Origin of the sequence: Aurantiacibacter zhengii (genome assembly GCF_003584125.1) — a bacterium.
Lineage (GTDB): Bacteria > Pseudomonadota > Alphaproteobacteria > Sphingomonadales > Sphingomonadaceae > Alteraurantiacibacter > Alteraurantiacibacter zhengii.
Genome location: NZ_QXFL01000002.1, coordinates 476403 through 493458, shown reverse-complemented (window position 1 = coordinate 493458; position 17056 = coordinate 476403). Strand labels below are relative to the sequence as shown.

Below are 17056 nucleotides of genomic sequence, written 5' to 3'. Positions count from 1 at the left end.
GGGGCCGGACGGCCCCTCGCAATCATCAAGAAGAGTAATACATGTCGAATTCGACCGGGCTCGGCGTGGTTTCGAAGCGCAGCACGTCTTCCCACTTCAGATCCATATAGGCATCGATCTGGTCCTTGGTGAACACGTCGCCCTTCAGCAGGAACTCGTGATCGTCGCGGAGGGACAGCAGGGCTTCCCGCAAGCTGCCGCAGACGGTCGGCACGTCGGCGAGTTCGGCCGGCGGCAGATCGTAGAGGTTCTTGTCCATGGCTTCGCCCGGGTGGATCTTGTTCTCGATACCGTCGAGGCCAGCCATCATCAGCGCCGAGAAAGCGAGATAGGGGTTTGCCAGCGGATCGGGGAAGCGGAATTCCACACGCTTCGCCTTTTCGCCCGAGCCGTAAGGGATACGGCACGATGCGGAGCGGTTGCGTGCCGAGTAGGCCAGCAGCACGGGAGCCTCGAAGCCCGGAACCAGTCGCTTGTAGCTGTTGGTGGTCGGGTTGGTGAAGGCGTTCAGCGCCTTGGCGTGCTTGATGACACCGCCGATGTAGAACAGGCAGTTTTCCGAAAGACCGGCGTATTCGTTACCGGCGAAAGTCGGCTTGCCATCCTTCCAGATCGACATGTGGGTGTGCATGCCGCTACCGTTGTCATCCTTGATCGGCTTGGGCATGAAAGTTGCCGTCTTGCCGTAGGCGTGGGCCACCTGGTGCACCACGTACTTGTAGATCTGCACGCGGTCGGCGGTTTCCACCAGCGTGCCGAAGGTAATGCCAAGCTCGTGCTGGGCAGAAGCCACTTCGTGGTGATGCTTGTCCATAGGCAGGCCCATTTCCATCATCGTGGAAACCATTTCGGCACGGATATCCATGGCGGAATCGACCGGCGCGACGGGAAAGTAGCCACCCTTGGCGCGCGGGCGGTGGCCCATGTTGCCCATTTCCATTTCGACGCCCGAGTTGGTCGGCAGTTCGATATCGTCGATCTGGTAGCCGGAGCCGGCATAGCCGTCTTCGAAGCGCACATCGTCGAACATGAAGAACTCGGGTTCCGGACCGACGTAGATTGTGTCACCGATGCCGGTGCTCTTCAGGTAAGCTTCGGCGCGCTTGGCGGTGGAACGCGGGTCACGGCTGTAAAGCTCGCCGTTGCTCGGCTCCACGATGTCGCAGTTTATGACCATCATGGGCGTGGCGCTGAACGGATCGATATAGACCGAGTCCAGGTCCGGGCGCAGGATCATGTCGCTCTCGTTGATCGTCTTCCAGCCCTCGATAGAGGAGCCGTCGAACATCATGCCTTCTTCGAGCATGTCCTCATCAACGACGCTGGCGCACATCGAGAGGTGCTGCCACTTGCCCTTGGGATCGGTGAAACGGACATCGACCCACTCGATCTCCTCATCCTTGATCCGCTTGGTGATATCCTTAGCACTGGCCATGATAATCCTTCCTTGGAATTGAACGTAGTGTTGTTTGTTCTGACGGGGATCCGCCCGGCGCCTTACAGGGCGGCGTCGTCCTGTTCTCCGGTACGGATACGGATTGCCGTGCCGATATCGGAGACGAAAATCTTGCCGTCGCCGATGCGGCCGGTCTTGGCGGCGTTGGCGATGGCTTCGGTCACCTGCTCTGCCAGGGAATCCGGCACGATGATTTCAAGTTTCACCTTGGGCAGGAAATCGACCACGTATTCGGCACCGCGATAAAGCTCCGTATGGCCTTTCTGGCGACCGAAACCCTTGGCCTCGGTCACGGTGATACCCGACACACCCACTTCGTGCAGTGCGTCCTTCACCTCGTCCAGCTTGAAGGGTTTGATGATAGCTTCGATTTTCTTCACGTGGTTCCCTGTCTCTGCCCGGATCGATCCGGGGCTGTGTCACTTGAGCGAATCCCTTGCGAAACTGTTCAAGAATCATGCCAGACCCCGATGCCGAAGTGCTAGACAATCGCACGCCGGAGCGAAAGGGCGGATTCGCAACATTCAGGCGAAACGGACTGCAGGCGCGGTAATCAAATTGCGCAGATCCTGTGCGCGGAAATGACCTGTTTGCAGGCAGCGCTGCCTCAATTTTGGGCAGGCAGGTTCAAGCGTGAAGTCCGGCCAGCGGATCGCACCCCGCCATCAGGTTCAGCGATTGCACTGCAGCGCCGCTGGCACCCTTGCCAAGGTTATCGAGCACCGCGATCAGGCGGGCGGTGTGACCCTCCTTGTCGGAGAATACGTACAGGTCCAGCCTGTCGGAAGGTTCGGCGTTCTTGTAGAGCACCAATTCCGTCACCTCGCCATCGGGCTGGTGCACGCTGATGAGCGGGGCGTTCTCGTAATAGCGTGCCAGTTCCTCGCGCAGTTCCTTGGGCGGAGCGGCATTGCGCATCGCCTCGATCGCCAGGGGCACTTCCACCACCATGCCGCGAAAGCCGGGCACGACGGACGGGGCGAACACCGGCGCGTTCTTCAGACCCGCCTTGCTCTTCATTTCATCCAGATGCTTGTGATCCAGCGTCAGGCCGTAGGTGCGAAAGGCGATGTTGCTGCCTTCCCCCTCGAAATGCTGGATCAGGCCCTTGCCGCCGCCCGAATATCCGGACACGGCATTGACGCTGTAGGGCCAGTCGCGGGGCAGCAGCTTGGCGCGCACCAGGGGGGCGACCAGCGCCAGAAAGCCGGTGGGATAGCAGCCGGGATTGGCGACGCGGTCTGCCCCTGCCACGACATTGGCTCCCACCAGTTCGGGAAAGCCGTAGATCCAGCCCGGCGCCGTGCGGTGCGCGGTGGAGGCATCGATCACCCGCGTGCCGGAACCTTCCTCGATCATGGCCACCGCCGCCCGCGCGGCATCATCGGGCAGGCACAGGATAGCGAAATCCGCAAAGTTCAGCGCCGAGCGGCGACAGTCCTCGTCCTTCCGCTCCGCCTCGTTCAGGCGCACAATCTCGAATTCCTCACGGCCTTCCAGCCTGTCGGCGATCTCCAGGCCGGTCGTGCCCGCGGCGCCATCGATGAAAACGGTGTGTGCCATGCTTCAGCCTCCGGGAAACTCCAGCCGATCATGCCGGACAAAACCGACAGGTCCCTCCAGCGACAGGCAGCCCCAGGCCCACTCGCGCGACACGTCGAGCACTTCGAAGCTGTCGCCTTCGAGCAGCGTGCACAGTTCCTGCGACGTGTCGTCGGGATCGGCGTAGAGCGGAGCGCCACCGGGCAGCACGGCGCGCGGCTGCGGCACGGCATAATGGGGGACGAAGTGCTTGCCCGCCAGCCCGATGTGCGCCAGGTCGCCCCGCAGCGGAACCTGCCCCGGCTCGGGCCGCGCGATCGGTCCGGTCAGCGCAAACGGCCCCTGCGGCGCTGTTCCAGTCATGGTGTTGTCATCCTGGCTCAAGCGCCGCTCACCCACATTGTTATGACGGAAGGGAAAAACTGCCCCCGCTCAGACAGCCGCGCTTAGCCGCGCGGCACGCCTGCTGCAACCTTGTCGCCTAACCATATCGACCGCGCAGCGCATGGAAAGCGGCACGAAGGCCCAGCGCCGCGCCGCCTTTGGAACGACCCGGCTTGGCCGCGGGCCGCCAGGCGAAGGTATCGAAATGCGCCCAGTCGATGCCTTCTCCCACGAACTTGTCGAGGAACAGGCCTGCGACGCTGGCCCCGGCAAAGCCGTTGTTGTGGGTGTTGTTGGTATCGGCGATGTCGCTCTTCAGCCACTCGGCATAGGTTTCGGGCAGGGGCAGCCGCCACGGCTCGTCATCGTGGGCCGTGCCCGCGGCTATCAGCTGCTCCGCCGTCTGGTCGCGCCGGGCCATCAGCGCGGGCAGGTCCGGCCCCAGCGCCACGCGCGCAGCGCCCGTCAGCGTGGCGAAGTCGATGATGAGATCGGGCTCGCGCTCGCTGGCAAGGGTGAGGGCGTCGCCCAGGATAAGACGACCTTCTGCATCGGTATTGCCGATTTCCACCGTCAGCCCCTTACGGCTGGAAAGCACATCGCCGGGGCGGAAAGAATTGCCCGAGATGGCATTCTCTACTGCCGGCACGACGGTGTGCAGGCGCACTTTCAGCCCCATCTTCATGATGAGTTCGGACAGGGCAAGCGCATGGGCCGCGCCGCCCATGTCCTTCTTCATCAGCAGCATGCCGCTGGCACCCTTGATGTCGAGACCGCCCGAGTCGAAACACACGCCCTTGCCGACGATGGCGACCCTGGGGTGATCCTCGTTGCCCCATTCCAGCTCGATCAGGCGCGGGGCGTGCTTGCGCTCTGCCGCGCGGCCGACGGCGTGGACCATGGGGAAGCCGCTTTCCAGCGCATCCCCGCGCGTTACGGTGATCTTCGCGTCCTGATCCTTCGCGATCCGCTGCGCCTCCGCTTCCAGCGCGGCGGGGCCCATGTCCTCGGCAGGGGTGTTGACGAGATCGCGCACGAGGCTGGTCGCCTGCGCTTCTGCCGAGACCATGTCGATCTTCGCGACATCTTCTGTCAGCAGCACGCGCGGGCCCTCGGTATCCTTGTCGTCGAGGTAACGGGTAAAACGGTACTGCGCGGTCATCCAGCCGAACATGGCAGGGCCGGCCTTCACGTCGGCCAGGCGATAGGTGCCCTCGGGCAGTTTCTCAGCGAGTTTTGCCAGGCACCAGCTGGAAAGATCGTCGGGATCGGCCACCCCGCCGACGGCAAACCAGCCTTCGCCATCAGGCACGATTCCCACCTGGTAACCGCCGCCCGTGAACTTCTGCCCGGCCAGCGCAGCGCGCTGCGGGCCGCTCAAGTTCTTGGCAAAGCTTTCGAAGCTGTCCTTGTTGACAAGGTGGATCGCAATGGCGTCCTGCCCGCGATCCGGCTGGATCAGGTCTGTTGCAATAGTCATGGAATTCCGCTTGCCGTTTTCGTCGCCGTTTGGGAAGGCTTGGGATAAATGGTCTCTATGTTGATCCGACGATTCACCCTGCTTGCGGTTCCGGCCGCCCTTGTCGCGTGCACGCCCGCTGGCAAGGAAGCGGACCCGCAGCCCACCGCCACGCCGGAAACGCCGCAGCCCCCGGCAACGCCGGACAGCACGCCTGCCCCGCTGGGCGGCGCAAGGACGGTATCCGAGCGGACCGACACCTACCTGTTCGAATATTCCTATCCGCAGGCTGCCGGCGATACCGAAGGGCTGGCAGGCTGGCTCGATTCGCGGCTGGAGCAGGAGCGGCAGCGACTGGCCAGCCGCGCCGCGAGAGGGCGCGAGGAAGCGCGGGACAACGGTTTTCCGTTCAACACCTATTCCAGCGAAACCGCTTGGGAAGTGGTGGCCGACCTGCCCGGCTGGCTGAGCTTGTCTGCCGGCCAGTCCTTCTATTACGGCGGGGCGCATCCGAATTACGGTTTCGATACCATCGTATGGGACAAGGAGGCGGGCGAGACGATCGAGCCGATTGCCTTCTTCACCTCTCCCGCGGCGCTGGACGAGGTGCTCGGTCCCAGGCTGTGCGAGGCATTGAACGCCGAACGCGAAAAACGCCGCGGGCAGCCAGTGGAGGAAGGGTCCGACGACACCTTCGATGCTTGCGTCAAGCCCGACGAGGGCAATCTGCTGCTCGGTTCGTCGAACGGGCAAAGCTTCAACCGGATCGGTATCCAGATCGCGCCCTACCTTGCCGGGCCCTATGCCGAAGGAACCTACGAGTTCGATTTTCCCATGACGCCCGAACTCCTGGAAGTGGTGCGCGAGGAATATCGCGAGGCCTTCACCGCCCGTTGATTCGCGCCCTCGCATTTTGCGCCCGAAACGCCTAGATGGGGCGCATGACAGATTACCAGCACGTTTCAGGCGACACGACCATCTACCGCGACGGCACCATCAAGCTGCATGGGCCGGAAGGTTTCGAAGGAATGCGCAAGGCAGGCCGCCTTGCCGCCGAAATCCTCGACGAACTGACCACCCGCGTGGAGCCGGGGGTAACCACTGGCGAACTGGACAAGGTCGTTCGCGAAATGACGCTGGATGGCGGCGCGGTGCCTGCAACGCTGGGCTATCGCGGTTTCACCCATTCGTGCTGCACCTCCATCAACCACGTCGTGTGTCACGGCATTCCGGGCGACAAGCGCCTGAAAGACGGCGATATCGTCAATATCGATGTGACGCCGCTGCTGGATGGCTGGCACGGCGATACCAGCCGCATGTACTTCGTCGGTGAGCCTGCCATCAAGGCGAAGAAGCTGGTGGAAGTCACCTACGAATGCCTGATGATCGGCATTGCCGAGGTGCGCCCTGGTGCGCGACTGGGCGATATCGGCGCGGCGATCCAGGAACATGCCGAACGCCACCGCTACGGCGTGGTGCGCGAATTCTGCGGCCACGGGCTGGGCCGCCTGTTCCACGATGCGCCCGAAGTGGTGCACGCTGGCCGCCGGGGCACCGGGCCGGAACTGAAGGCCGGCATGTTCATGACCATCGAGCCGATGATCAACCTAGGCCGCGCGCACGTGAAGCTGCTCAATGACGGTTGGACGGCGGTGACCCGCGACAAGAGCCTGAGCGCGCAGTTCGAACATTCCATCGGCATTACCGAGGAAGGCTGCGAAATCTTCACCAAGTCGCCCAAGGGCCTGGACCAGCCTCCCTATTGATCCAGCGCAACGATCCGGTGGTCCTTTCTGCTACATTCGCTCGATAGTAGAGAGGACAAGGTCGTATGAATTCGTTGCTCGCACCAGCCGTTATGCTCACCGCACTGGCCGCGTGCCAGACCGTGGAGCCGCAGCCTGTCGCCATGGCAGACCCTGAAGACCACGCGCTGGCGCAGGCCGCGTGTGGCTCGTGCCATTCCGTTGAGCCATACGGCCTGTCACCCAATCCGCAGGCGCCCGAATGGCCAGCCATCGCCAATCGCCGAGGTGTGACGCGCGAAACGCTGACGATGTGGCTGGTCGATGCGCACAACTATCCCGGTGAGATGGATTTCTACCTCGAGGAGGATGAAGTGCAGCAGCTGGTGGACTACATGCTCACCCTGCGGCGTGAGGACTATCACCCACCTTACTAGGCCACATCGGCACAGGCCGCGGCGTCGAGCGTTCATGCCAGACGTAGCCGGAAACCTGCCCTGATGTTCGAATTCAATTCCTACCATATCCTCTTTGCAGCAGCGGGCGCGGCTATTATCGCCAGCTATTGGGTGCCGCGTTTCTTTTCCGGGCGGGAGCCCGCCGCCGCCCCCTTGCTGATCGCGCTGGGGCTGGTGGCCTTTTCGTGGGTGCCGGGAATGCCCGCAGCAGTCGATCCGCTGTCGAACCCGAAAATCTGGGAAGTCACCGCCGAACTCGCCGTGATCATTGGCCTGTTCGGTGTGGGATTGCGGATCGACACGCTGTTCGGTCATGGCCTGTGGAAGCCCACGCTGCGCTTGTTGCTGTTCGGTATGCCGGTAACGATCATTGCCCTGGCGCTGTTCGGCTGGCTGGCGGCGGGAATGACGCTGGCCGGCAGCCTGCTTCTGGGCGCGATCCTCTCTCCCACCGATCCGGTGCTGGCGGGTGACGTGCAGGTCGGGCCGCCGCTGGAGGGCGGCGAACATCCGGTGCGCTATGCGCTGACGACAGAGGCGGGCCTGAACGACGGACTTGCCTTTCCCTTCGTCCATCTCGGGATTGCCGTTGCCACGGCAGGCGCGGTCAGCGCGGGGCTGCTGGGCGAATGGCTGCTGCGCGATGTAGTCTGGCGTGTGGCCATGGGCGCTGCGGCAGGCGCTGCATCGGGCTGGCTGCTGGGCAAGATCATGTTCGACTGGCCGCGCTGCAATGCGCTTTCCAAGACGCAATCGGGCGTGATCGCCTTTGCCGGGGTCATCTTCGCCTACGGCATTACCGAACTGCTGGAAGGCTACGGCTTCATCGCCGCCTTCGTCGCCGGCCTGGCGCTGCGGCGCGAGGAATCGCAGGACCGGTTTCATGAGAAGCTGCACAGCTTCTCCGAAGCGCTGGAACATACGCTCACTGCCGTGCTGCTGGTGGCCCTGGGGGCGGCCATTCCCGGCCTGCTGCCCTATCTGGACTGGTCGCATGCCATAATCGGGCTGGCGCTGATCTTCCTTATCCGCCCGCTGGCGGGCTGGCTGTCGCTGGCCGGAGCAGGGCTGAACACGCGCGAGCGGGCGACCGTGTCGTTCTTTGGTATTCGCGGTATCGGCTCGATCTACTATCTCGCCTATGCCGGGGCTCATGTGGAACTGGTGGACGAGGGTGCGCTCTGGGCAACGGTGGCGTTCACTATCCTGGTATCAGCCACTGTTCACGGATTGAGCGCCGGGGTCGCGGTAAGCCGCGCCACCGGGGAAGAGGAAAAGCCTGCCTAGCCTTCGCGCGCGGCGCGGATTGCCGCTCCACCGGCAAACGGCGCCATGGCGACCAGCACCAGGCTGATCGCGGCAGTCAGCGCGATGCCGCCTTCACCCCCGTTCGATAGTGAACCTGCGCCGAAGATCAGCAGCGGCACCGCCAGCGGGATGACCAGCAAGCCGGAAAGCGCTGCCCCGCCGCTGCGCAGGCCCACCGTGACGGCGGCGATGATGATACCGATGGCAGCGAGGCCCGGCGTTCCGGCCAGCAGGCCAAGCTCCACCGTGCGCAGGGTCGCGCCGTCGATACCCAGCAGCGCGCTGGCGGGCAGGGCGGCCAGCATCAGGAACGGTCCGAAGCTGAGCCAGTGGGCGAGCAGACGCACGGCCACCACCACCTCTTCCGCAATGCCGCGCAGGGCCCACTGGTCGAAGAAGCCGTTTTCCAGGTCGGGGGCCAGCAGCCGGTCCAGCGGCAGAATCGCGGCGAGCAGCGCGGCCACCCAGATCACCCCGCCGCCGGTCGCGGCCAGCACGTTGGGGTTCGGCCCGACGGCGAACGGATAGAGCATGGCCACGGCCACGAAGAACAGCAGCGGCAGCAAGGTATTGCCCTTGCGCGCGCCGGGAAGGAATTGCGCCAGGTCGCGCAGCAGCAGGGTGCCGAACCCACTCATGCGTCGACACCCGGTGCATAATCCGGCAGGTGCAGGACAGCCATGCCCGCAACGGCAATCGGCTGGTGACTGGCGACCAGGGCAAGACCGCCGCTCGCGATGTGCTGCGCCACCAGCGCTTCCACCAATGCCACGGCGTCGCGGTCAAGACCGTTCAGAGGTTCGTCCAGCAGCCAGATGTCCGCGCCCTGGCCCAGCAGCCGGAACAGGGCGGCGCGCTTGCGCTGGCCGGTAGAAAGATAGCGAACCGGCACGTCCATCAGGTCGCGCAGGCCAAGCTGGCCCACGCGCTCTCCGGTCGCATCGTCGCGGTCCGGCCAGCGGTCTATGCGTCGCCAGAAGGCCAGCGCGCGGCCCAACGGCAGGTGTTCGTCCAGCGCCATGGTCTGATCCAGCAGGCCGATGGTGCCGCTACGCTCCACCTCGCCCGCATAGGGGCGCAGCAGGCGTGCCAGGATGCGGATCAGGCTGGACTTGCCTGTACCGTTCGATCCGGTCACATGCAGCGCCTGCCCGCCCGAAAGTTCCAGCGAAAGACCGCGAAAGAGCAGCCGTTCCCCCCGGCGGCAGGCAAGATCACGGGCAGCAAGGCGGGGCGCTTCCATTGTCTGGTGCGTTAGGGCAGGGACATATCAACACGCAAGCAAGGGAATGATCCATGGCTGTAGAGAAACTGGCGCGCAGCGACGCCGAAAGCGCCTTAAACGAGCTTGAGGGCTGGGAATTCGACCGCGATGGTGATGCCATGCGCAAGGTTTTCGAATTCTCCGATTTCAGCGAGGCATGGGGCTTCATGGCCCGCGTCGCCCTGATTGCGGAAAAGAGCGATCACCATCCCGAATGGTTCAACGTCTACAACAAGGTGGACATCACGCTGACCACGCACGACGCTGGCGGGCTTTCCAAGCGGGACGTGACAATGGCCAAGGCGATCGAGGCGCTCTAGTCCAGCGCCGCGCGCCCTTCGCTGCGTTCGTGCGCTTCGGCAAGGGTGCGTGCGCGGTCGCGCAGTTTGCCGGGGAACCACTTGGCCACCCGTGCCAGTTTGCGCGCGGTTTTGCCGACGAGGCGGTGGACCTTGTTGCCGTGCACGGCTTTCCAGGCTTCCTCGGCCACCACCTCGACTGGCGTGAATTCGAGCCCCGCCTTGACCACCGCATCGCGGATGGGCGTGTTGCGGCTGCGGTTCGGTGGTTGCTTCAGCAGGGGGGTGTCGATGAAGCTGGGCATCAGGGAGCGGACCTTGATCCCGGCAGGGGCCCATTCCGCATCCAGGCTCTCGGTCAAGCTCTTCACGCCCGCTTTCGTCGCGCCGTAGACGCTTTGGTTGGCCATGCCGTAGATTGCGGCAGCGCTGGCGGTGTTGAGCAGGCAGGCATCGGGCGCAGCGGCCTTGAGGTATTGGTACCCAGCCTTCGCGCCGTAGAAGACCGCCCGCAGGTTCACGTCCAGCAGCAGGTCCAGTTCCTCGTGCGAAACCTCACTCAGCGGACCGCCAGAAGGAAGCCCGGCGTTGTTGGCGATCACGTTGATGCCGCCGCCTGAATGCCTGGCGAAGTCCGACAGGGCCACGTCCCAACCAGCGCGATTGGTCACGTCGAAGGTGTAGGTGTAGCACTGCCCTTCGGGAAGGAGCGCCTTCGTTTCTTCAAGTCCCACCGTGTTGCGATCGGCAATGCCCACCAGCCAGCCCCTGGCCGCGAAATGCTGCGCGATGGCGCGGCCGATACCCGATCCGCCGCCGGTAATGAAAATGCTCTTCTGGCTGCTCATCCATCCTGTCCTTTTTTCGCGCCGCTTTTGGGCTGGGGGGCGTGCGCGTCAACCCATCGGCTTGAGGCCCCGCCGTGCCAGTTCATGCGAACGTGCGCGCACATAGCCCGGCATCCACCTGGCAGCGCGGGCGATGGTCCGTGCGGTCTTTCCGACCGGGTTGTGCAGTTTAGAACCTTTGACCGCGCGCCAGAAGGTCTCGGCGACGTCTTCCACCGGCGTGAACTCCAGCCCCGCATCGGCAACGCGGTCACGGATCGGGCGGTTGTCGCCTGCGTGGCTCGACTGGGCAAGCAAGGGCGTGTCGATGAAGCTGGGCATTACGTCGGTCACGCGGATGCCGTCTTTCGCCCACTCGATGTCCAGACTCTCGGTAATGCCCCGCACGCCGAACTTGCTGGCGCAATAGATCGTCATGCCCGCCTGTCCGTACAGCCCTGCCGCGCTGCAGGTGTTGACGAGGCACGACCCCGGACCTGCTTCCTTCAGGTAAGGATAGGCAGCACGGGCGCCGTAGATCACGCCGTTGAGATTGATCGCAAGGGTGCGATCGATTTCCTCGGTGGTAAGGTCGGCAAGATCTCCGCCCAGCGGCACGCCCGCGTTGTTGGCAAGCGCATCGATGCGGCCACCGCAGGCTGCGTGGAAGTCCTTCAGTGCGTTATCCCATTGCTCGGGCTCGCGCACGTCGAGCACATGTGCCGACCATGTCCCCTCGGGCAGCGATGCTCCCGTTTCGGCCATGCCTGTCTCGTTGATATCGCCAAGGCCGACGAACCATCCGCCGCGAGAGAAACGCTGCGCGATGGCGCGGCCGATGCCCGAACCACCGCCGGTGATGAAGATACTCCGGTAGTCTTCCATCTCGCGTCTCCGCCTTATCAAGGGCGAAGCGCTATCATTGCTGACAAGCGTGTCAACTACAGCCCGAACCTACAGGCCGACGTGCTCCCTGCCGTTGCGGATATCCGCGGTCGATGCGGCCAGCACCTCTCCCACGGGTTCGGCCCGGCCACCGATACACTCGGCCAGGAAGTTCTCCGCCACGGCGTTGAAGGCGATGTTGTTTTCCGGGCGGTGGAAGCCGTGGCCTTCGTCCGGGAACAGCACATAGGTGACGGGTACGCCGTCACGTTCCATGGCCTCGACGATCTGGTCGCTCTCGGCCTGTTTCACGCGCGGATCGTTCGCGCCCTGGCCGATCAGCAGCGGCTTGGTGATATCCTTCGCGCGGTACAGCGGGCTGATCGACCTGAGGAACTCCACCCCTTCCGGCGTGGTCGGATCGCCCATGCGCTCGTGGAACTGCTTCACCAGCGGCTCCCAGTAGGGCGGGATGGTTTCCAGCAGCGTTTCGAGGTTCGACGGACCGACGATATCGACACCGCAGGCAAACGTTTCCGGCGTAAAGGCGAGGCCGACCAGCGTGGCATATCCGCCGTAGGAGCCGCCCATGATGGCGACCTTGTCTTTCTCGGCAATGCCTTCCGACACGGCCCAGTCGACGGCATCGAGCAGGTCGTCGTGCATCTTGCCAGCCCACTGCTTGTCGCCGGCGCTGATGAAGCCCTTGCCGAACCCGGTGGAGCCTCGGAAGTTGACCGAAAGCACTGCGTAACCGCGATTGGCGAGCCACTGGTGCGTGCGGTTGTAGCCGAAGCCATCGCGCGCCCACGGGCCGCCATGCACCACCAGCACCATCGGCACGGGTGCATCGGGCACGCCGTCGCCATCCTCGTCACTTTGCGGGGGCAGGGTGAGATAGCTGGGCAGCACCAGTCCGTCGCGCGCCTTTATCTCGCGGGCATGCATCGGTTGGAGCGGAGCGCCCTCGAGCTCGGGATAGGTGGTGTAGAACTTCGTCAGCGTCATCGCGTCCCGGTCGAACAGGTAGCTGGCGATGGGGGCGGTGAGCGGGTCGTTCCACACCAGCCAGCGGCGGTCGTCGTCGGTGCGGGACTGGACGCCGAAATCGCCGCTCAGCTGCTCGCGCAGCCAGGCGAATGCCTTGCCGATATCGGGGTCGATCGCATGGTGTTCGGTGCGCAGGTACGTAGCGCTCCACGCCTGTACCACGCCGGTCTGCTTGTGCCGCATGGTGCTGCCGATGTCGGCCTTGTCATGCTCTGCAATCAGGGTGCGTTCGCCCGTATCGGTCTCCTCGGCATAAAGCGCGGCGGTGTCTCGTCCGCGGCTGTCGAGCCAGTAAAGCGTTTTGCCATCGGTGGTGTAGCCGGACATTCCGGTGGTGAGCGAGTCGTCAAGGCCGGTGGTTTCGCGCGGTTCGTCGGCCACCTTGCCAGCCACGATTTCGTGCATGTCGGTGCCGCCTGCCGCGTTCTGCCGTACGGCCCAACGCAGGGTCAGGCTGTCGTCCGCCTCGAACCCTGCCCATTCGTTGTTCTCGAACACCAGTTCAAGATCGCCGGTGTTGAGATCGAGCAGGTGGACATCGTGAAAGCGCGGGTCGCGATTGTTGAGGCCGACCAGGATCTTGTCCTTGATCGTGTCCGAACCGCCCAAGATCTGTATGCGGGTATCTTCGAACGGCGTCAGGCACTGCTCCTTCGCCTCGCCTTCCACCGGCACACTGTAGAGCAGGTAGTTCTCGTCACCTTCCTTGTCGCGCACGTAAAGCAGGCTGCCGCTGTCGGGCGCCCAGAAATACTGCGGGATCGGGCGGTCAGTCGCACTCGTCATGCGGCGGGGAGTATCGGGATCGTCGGCGGGAGCGAGAAAGACGTTCATCACGCCTTCCCATGGCGCCATCCAGCTGACCCACTTGCCATCCGGGCTGATTTTTCCCTGCGCACGGGTGGGATTGCCGAACAGGTGATCGCGCGGGATCAGCGGGGTGTCGGAAACGCGGGTGGCGGCGGTGCTGACGGTCATGGTGTCTCCCTTGGTGTGGCCTGGGAGGTAGGAACCGGCAGGCGTGTTGCCAAGCTAAAGCGCCGGATTGTCGTAACAGTGCCAGGTGAAGATCGCCGTCGCCCCGCGATGTGGCCGCCACGGTTCGGCCAGCGCGCGCGTGGCCTTTTCGTCGGGGCGTTCCTCCAGGCCCAGGATCTTGCCGATGCCCGCCATCACCGCGAGGTCCCCTGCCGGCCAGATGTCCTGGCGCCCCTCGGCAAACAGAAGGTAGATCTCGGCGGACCAGCGGCCGATGCCCTTGATCATGGTGAGTTCCGCAATCGCCTCTTCATCGTCGGCTGGCAGGTTTTCGAAATCGACCTCGCCCGCGCTAACAAGTTCGCAGAGGCTTCGGACATAGCCCTGCTTCTGCCGCGACAAGCCGCAGGCGCGCAGGGCGTCGAAATCGCGTTCGAGCAGGTCGGCGGGGGTGAAGTCCGCGCCCAGTTCGGCCTCCAGCTTGTTCCACATGCTCGATGCTGCGGCGACGGAGACCTGCTGGCCGACGATGGTGCGCAACATCGTCTTGTAACCGGTCCGGCGGATGCGCGGTTCGGGATAGCCTGCGATCTCCAGCGCGCGGGCGATCGCCGGTTCGCGGGCAGCAACGATATCGAGGCTGCGGTGTAATTGATCCGAGGTCAGGCCCATGTTCGTCCTTCTTGCCAAGTGCGGCCCGGTTGCCTAGCAGCCTGTCGCAAGGAAACACGAGGATTTTACGAATGCCCACGCTTATCGTCACCAACCGTTCCGGCGAAGAAACTGCTGTCGAAGTCGCATCCGGCCTGACCGTGATGGAAGCGATCCGCGACAACGGCTTCGACGAGTTGCTGGCGCTGTGTGGCGGCTGCTGTTCGTGCGCCACGTGCCATGTCCATGTCGATCCGGCCTTCAAGGACAAGCTGCCGGGCATGAGCGAGGACGAGGACGACCTGCTCGATTCCAGCGATCACCGCGACGACAACTCGCGCCTGTCGTGCCAGATTCCCTTCACCGACGCGCTGGACGGGCTGAAGGTTACCATCGCCGAAGAAGATTGAGTTGACGTCGGGCAAGGGCTTCTCGCGTTGCGCTAAGGGCAACTGCGTCCTAACTCCGTCGTCATGACGAACTTGCCTGTCCAAACGAAGACGCTCGACCTTATCGGCAACACGCCGCTTGTTCTGCTGGATGGCCCCAGCAAGGCAGCGGGTTGCGAAATCTGGGGCAAGTGCGAATTCGCCAATCCCGGCGCATCGGTGAAGGACCGCGCGGCGCTGTGGATCATCCGTGACGCGGAAAAGCGCGGCGAGCTGAAGCCCGGCGGCACCGTGGTGGAAGGTACCGCTGGCAACACCGGCATCGGTATCGCTCTGGTGGCCAATGCGCTTGGCTACAAGTCCGTGATCGTGATGCCGGACAACCAGTCCAAGGAAAAGATGGACACGTTGCGCGCGCTGGGGGCGCAGCTGGTCACCGTGCCACCCACCAAGTTCGCCGATCCCAACCACTTCGTCCACACCAGCCGCCGCATTGCCGAAGAGACCGAGAACGCGGTGTGGGCCAACCAGTTTGACAATGTCGCCAACCGCCGCGCCCATATCGAAGGGACCGCGCCCGAGATCTGGGAGCAACTGGAAGGCCGGGTGCACGGCTTTACCTGCGCCGTCGGTACCGGTGGCACGCTGGCGGGCGTGGGCTTGGGGCTGAAGGAGCGGGACGAAAACATCCGCATCGCCCTTACCGATCCGCACGGTGCAGCGCTGTACAACTATTATGAGAACGGCGAACTGCAGGCCGAGGGAAGCTCGGTGGCAGAGGGAATCGGGCAGGGCCGCATTACCGCCAATCTCGAAGGCGCGCCGGTGGATACGCAGTTCCGCATTTCCGACGCGGAAGGCCTCGAATGGGTCGCCCGCCTGCTGCGTGAGGAAGGTCTGTGCCTGGGTCTTTCCAGCGGCATCAACGTGGCCGGTGCGATCGCACTGGGCAGACAGTTGCTGGCAGATGGCGTGGAGAACCCGCGCGTGGCGACGATCCTGTGCGACACAGGCTTCCGCTACCTCTCCACTTTGTACAATGCCGAATGGCTGCGCGCCAAGGACCTGCCGGTTTTCGACTGGCTAGGTTCAGCTTCGGAGGGTTAGGGAAGGCTCGCATGGCAATCGATCCAAGAGAATTGCTGCGTCCGCGCAGCCCGGTCGATGAACCCGCGCCGCTGGCGGGCACGCGGGCCGAACGTGTCCAGCGCCTGCAGATCGGCCTGATCGGCATCGGCGCGATGGTGCTGCTGCTCGGCCTTGCCGACGTTGTCAGCGAGCGTGCTCAACAGACCCAGGCGGATGCCGTGCCCGAAGCTGCCCCTACCGTGGAGCCGAGCGAGACGACCGGACCGCGCGATCCGCTGGCAGATGCGGGCGTCGTGCCTGAACTTCCGGCCAGTCCCACGCCCACCGCTTCGTCCGGCGAAGCGCAACCGACCGGCGATGTGCCGCCACTGCCCGTCACCCAGAATGCTCCGCTGGAGTAGTCTCCTCACGGCCCTGGCGCTCGGTCTTGCTGCGGTGCCGTCGGTGCAGGCGCAGGAAGACGCGCCGCCACGGCTGGCGTTGATGGGCACCGTGCCGATCTATTGGGGCGAGGCCGCCGGCCTTGATGAAATGCTGGGCGGCGATGCCCCGTCGCACTGGGCGCGCGCTGTGCTGGAAGAACGCTTCGCCCTCGCGCCGCTCGATTACCTTTCGGACGATACGCTGGCACCATACCGGTACCTGCTGATGGCGCAGCCGCGCGGGCTTTCGGCAGAAGAGAACGTCGCGCTGGATCGCTGGGTGCAAGAAGGTGGCAGGCTGGTGCTGTTCGCAGACCCGATGATGACGGGCGAATCGCGTTTCCACCTGGGCGATCGGCGCCGACCGCAGGATGTGGCGCTGTTATCTCCCATCCTTGCCCACTGGGGCCTGGAAATGCATTTCGACACCGACCAGCCAGGCGGCCCGCAGGTGTCCGAACATCTTGGCGGCCCTATTCCCGTAAATCTGCGCGGCCATTTGAGCGAGGCGGGAGAGGCACGCTTTTGCACCATTCCCGGCGATGGCCTGCTCGCGGATTGCGCGATCGGACAGGGCCGGGCGCTGGTGATAGCCGATGCTGCCATTGTCGATATCGTCGGACCTCACGCGCATGCCGAAGATGCCCTGAGGCGGATTGCCGATCACGTTTTTGTGAAAATCGGGGATGACGCGGGAATTGACGCGCAGCAGGCCAGGGAGGTGCCCGAAAGTCCCGCAAATTGGCCAGAAATGGCGACTCCCGACAATCACGCTGACCATGCGAAGGGAGGGAATCCGGGGCAGTAGAAACAGGGAGTTAGAGCGTTCTCCCACAATTTCCCGCAATTT

The 17056-nt window shown here is 64.0% G+C and carries 20 protein-coding genes; 9 read left to right on the top strand and 11 right to left on the bottom strand.

Translation table 11 applies throughout. From position 1 onward, the window contains the following. Positions 1-25: 25 nt before the first annotated feature. From glnA to D2V07_RS05985, 5 genes are all read right to left on the bottom strand, one after another. Positions 26-1435 (bottom strand): type I glutamate--ammonia ligase, encoded by a 1410-nt coding sequence (glnA, locus tag D2V07_RS06005; protein WP_119585708.1) that lies wholly within the window; start codon positions 1433-1435, stop codon positions 26-28. 62 nt (positions 1436-1497) lie between these two features. After that, positions 1498-1836 (bottom strand): P-II family nitrogen regulator, encoded by a 339-nt coding sequence (locus D2V07_RS06000; protein ID WP_119585706.1) that lies wholly within the window; start codon positions 1834-1836, stop codon positions 1498-1500. Between the two features lie 247 nt (positions 1837-2083). Then, entirely contained in the window at positions 2084-3019 is a 936-nt protein-coding gene (argC, locus tag D2V07_RS05995; protein WP_119585704.1) for an N-acetyl-gamma-glutamyl-phosphate reductase, read from the bottom strand. A 3-nt stretch (positions 3020-3022) separates the two neighbouring features. Then, positions 3023-3361, bottom strand: coding sequence for an SH3 domain-containing protein (locus D2V07_RS05990; protein WP_119586117.1), 339 nt, complete (start codon positions 3359-3361; stop codon positions 3023-3025). A 118-nt stretch (positions 3362-3479) separates the two neighbouring features. Beyond that, complete coding sequence (locus D2V07_RS05985) at positions 3480-4862, bottom strand: leucyl aminopeptidase family protein (RefSeq protein ID WP_119585702.1); 1383 nt, start codon at positions 4860-4862, stop codon at positions 3480-3482. Positions 4863-4919: 57 nt separating this feature from the next. On the opposite strand from D2V07_RS05985, the gene D2V07_RS05980 reads away from it, so the two are divergent. From D2V07_RS05980 to D2V07_RS05965, 4 genes are all read left to right on the top strand, one after another. Then, the gene (locus tag D2V07_RS05980) at positions 4920-5738 is read left to right on the top strand and encodes a DUF4163 domain-containing protein (RefSeq protein ID WP_158586776.1); all 819 of its coding nucleotides are present in this window, start codon (positions 4920-4922) and stop codon (positions 5736-5738) included. Between the two features lie 44 nt (positions 5739-5782). After that, positions 5783-6607: a type I methionyl aminopeptidase gene (gene map / locus D2V07_RS05975; protein WP_119586115.1), complete on the top strand. Its 825-nt coding sequence runs from the start codon at positions 5783-5785 to the stop codon at positions 6605-6607. Positions 6608-6672: 65 nt separating this feature from the next. After that, positions 6673-7023 (top strand): c-type cytochrome, encoded by a 351-nt coding sequence (locus D2V07_RS05970; protein ID WP_119585699.1) that lies wholly within the window; start codon positions 6673-6675, stop codon positions 7021-7023. 63 nt (positions 7024-7086) lie between these two features. Continuing rightward, positions 7087-8331 (top strand): cation:proton antiporter, encoded by a 1245-nt coding sequence (locus tag D2V07_RS05965; protein ID WP_119585697.1) that lies wholly within the window; start codon positions 7087-7089, stop codon positions 8329-8331. On the opposite strand, the gene D2V07_RS05960 is transcribed toward D2V07_RS05965, so the two are convergent. Further along, positions 8328-8990, bottom strand: a complete 663-nt coding sequence (locus tag D2V07_RS05960; protein WP_119585695.1) for a heme exporter protein CcmB — start codon at positions 8988-8990, stop codon at positions 8328-8330. The two genes, D2V07_RS05965 and D2V07_RS05960, sit on opposite strands and share 4 nt — an antisense overlap. Next, entirely contained in the window at positions 8987-9595 is a 609-nt protein-coding gene (gene ccmA / locus D2V07_RS05955) for a heme ABC exporter ATP-binding protein CcmA (protein ID WP_119585693.1), read from the bottom strand. The genes D2V07_RS05960 and ccmA overlap by 4 nt, the downstream gene beginning before the upstream one ends. A 53-nt stretch (positions 9596-9648) precedes the next feature. Between ccmA and D2V07_RS05950 the strand changes: the two genes are divergently transcribed. Continuing rightward, positions 9649-9936, top strand: coding sequence for a 4a-hydroxytetrahydrobiopterin dehydratase (locus D2V07_RS05950; RefSeq protein ID WP_119585691.1), 288 nt, complete (start codon positions 9649-9651; stop codon positions 9934-9936). Here D2V07_RS05950 and D2V07_RS05945 read toward each other — a convergent pair. From D2V07_RS05945 to D2V07_RS05930, 4 genes are all read right to left on the bottom strand, one after another. Then, positions 9933-10763: an SDR family oxidoreductase gene (locus tag D2V07_RS05945; RefSeq protein WP_119585689.1), complete on the bottom strand. Its 831-nt coding sequence runs from the start codon at positions 10761-10763 to the stop codon at positions 9933-9935. The two genes, D2V07_RS05950 and D2V07_RS05945, sit on opposite strands and share 4 nt — an antisense overlap. A 48-nt stretch (positions 10764-10811) precedes the next feature. Continuing rightward, positions 10812-11627, bottom strand: coding sequence for an SDR family oxidoreductase (locus D2V07_RS05940; RefSeq protein ID WP_119585687.1), 816 nt, complete (start codon positions 11625-11627; stop codon positions 10812-10814). Positions 11628-11696: 69 nt separating this feature from the next. After that, a complete protein-coding gene (locus D2V07_RS05935) occupies positions 11697-13655 on the bottom strand; it encodes a S9 family peptidase (protein WP_119585685.1) in 1959 nt (652 codons plus the stop codon). A 54-nt stretch (positions 13656-13709) separates the two neighbouring features. Then, positions 13710-14327 (bottom strand): DNA-3-methyladenine glycosylase family protein, encoded by a 618-nt coding sequence (locus D2V07_RS05930; RefSeq protein ID WP_119585683.1) that lies wholly within the window; start codon positions 14325-14327, stop codon positions 13710-13712. A 71-nt stretch (positions 14328-14398) separates the two neighbouring features. Here D2V07_RS05930 and D2V07_RS05925 point away from each other — a divergent pair, with 71 nt between their 5' ends. The 4 genes from D2V07_RS05925 to D2V07_RS05910 all read left to right on the top strand — a co-directional run bounded on the left by D2V07_RS05925 (position 14399) and on the right by D2V07_RS05910 (position 17014). Then, positions 14399-14716 (top strand): 2Fe-2S iron-sulfur cluster-binding protein, encoded by a 318-nt coding sequence (locus tag D2V07_RS05925; protein ID WP_119585681.1) that lies wholly within the window; start codon positions 14399-14401, stop codon positions 14714-14716. A gap of 63 nt (positions 14717-14779) precedes the next feature. Continuing rightward, a complete protein-coding gene (locus D2V07_RS05920) occupies positions 14780-15802 on the top strand; it encodes a cysteine synthase A (protein ID WP_119585680.1) in 1023 nt (340 codons plus the stop codon). An 11-nt stretch (positions 15803-15813) separates the two neighbouring features. After that, positions 15814-16185 carry a hypothetical protein gene (locus D2V07_RS05915; protein ID WP_119585678.1) on the top strand — a complete coding sequence of 124 codons (372 nt, stop codon included), beginning with the start codon at positions 15814-15816 and terminating at the stop codon, positions 16183-16185. Beyond that, positions 16169-17014, top strand: coding sequence for a Gldg family protein (locus tag D2V07_RS05910; RefSeq protein ID WP_119585676.1), 846 nt, complete (start codon positions 16169-16171; stop codon positions 17012-17014). The genes D2V07_RS05915 and D2V07_RS05910 overlap by 17 nt, the downstream gene beginning before the upstream one ends. Positions 17015-17056: the final 42 nt, after the last annotated feature.

What these genes read in the sequence shown, in the direction of transcription:
- glnA (WP_119585708.1), bottom strand. Translation starts at nt 1,435, where the DNA reads ATGGCCAGTGCTAAGGATATCACCAAGCGGATCAAGGATGAGGAGATC.
- argC (WP_119585704.1), bottom strand. Translation starts at nt 3,019, where the DNA reads ATGGCACACACCGTTTTCATCGATGGCGCCGCGGGCACGACCGGCCTG.
- D2V07_RS05990 (WP_119586117.1), bottom strand. Translation starts at nt 3,361, where the DNA reads ATGACTGGAACAGCGCCGCAGGGGCCGTTTGCGCTGACCGGACCGATC.
- D2V07_RS05985 (WP_119585702.1), bottom strand. Translation starts at nt 4,862, where the DNA reads ATGACTATTGCAACAGACCTGATCCAGCCGGATCGCGGGCAGGACGCC.
- D2V07_RS05980 (WP_158586776.1), top strand. Translation starts at nt 4,920, where the DNA reads ATGTTGATCCGACGATTCACCCTGCTTGCGGTTCCGGCCGCCCTTGTC.
- map (WP_119586115.1), top strand. Translation starts at nt 5,783, where the DNA reads ATGACAGATTACCAGCACGTTTCAGGCGACACGACCATCTACCGCGAC.
- D2V07_RS05970 (WP_119585699.1), top strand. Translation starts at nt 6,673, where the DNA reads ATGAATTCGTTGCTCGCACCAGCCGTTATGCTCACCGCACTGGCCGCG.
- D2V07_RS05965 (WP_119585697.1), top strand. Translation starts at nt 7,087, where the DNA reads ATGTTCGAATTCAATTCCTACCATATCCTCTTTGCAGCAGCGGGCGCG.
- D2V07_RS05960 (WP_119585695.1), bottom strand. Translation starts at nt 8,990, where the DNA reads ATGAGTGGGTTCGGCACCCTGCTGCTGCGCGACCTGGCGCAATTCCTT.
- ccmA (WP_119585693.1), bottom strand. Translation starts at nt 9,595, where the DNA reads ATGGAAGCGCCCCGCCTTGCTGCCCGTGATCTTGCCTGCCGCCGGGGG.
- D2V07_RS05950 (WP_119585691.1), top strand. Translation starts at nt 9,649, where the DNA reads ATGGCTGTAGAGAAACTGGCGCGCAGCGACGCCGAAAGCGCCTTAAAC.
- D2V07_RS05945 (WP_119585689.1), bottom strand. Translation starts at nt 10,763, where the DNA reads ATGAGCAGCCAGAAGAGCATTTTCATTACCGGCGGCGGATCGGGTATC.
- D2V07_RS05940 (WP_119585687.1), bottom strand. Translation starts at nt 11,627, where the DNA reads ATGGAAGACTACCGGAGTATCTTCATCACCGGCGGTGGTTCGGGCATC.
- D2V07_RS05935 (WP_119585685.1), bottom strand. Translation starts at nt 13,655, where the DNA reads ATGACCGTCAGCACCGCCGCCACCCGCGTTTCCGACACCCCGCTGATC.
- D2V07_RS05930 (WP_119585683.1), bottom strand. Translation starts at nt 14,327, where the DNA reads ATGGGCCTGACCTCGGATCAATTACACCGCAGCCTCGATATCGTTGCT.
- D2V07_RS05925 (WP_119585681.1), top strand. Translation starts at nt 14,399, where the DNA reads ATGCCCACGCTTATCGTCACCAACCGTTCCGGCGAAGAAACTGCTGTC.
- D2V07_RS05920 (WP_119585680.1), top strand. Translation starts at nt 14,780, where the DNA reads ATGACGAACTTGCCTGTCCAAACGAAGACGCTCGACCTTATCGGCAAC.
- D2V07_RS05915 (WP_119585678.1), top strand. Translation starts at nt 15,814, where the DNA reads ATGGCAATCGATCCAAGAGAATTGCTGCGTCCGCGCAGCCCGGTCGAT.
- D2V07_RS05910 (WP_119585676.1), top strand. Translation starts at nt 16,169, where the DNA reads ATGCTCCGCTGGAGTAGTCTCCTCACGGCCCTGGCGCTCGGTCTTGCT.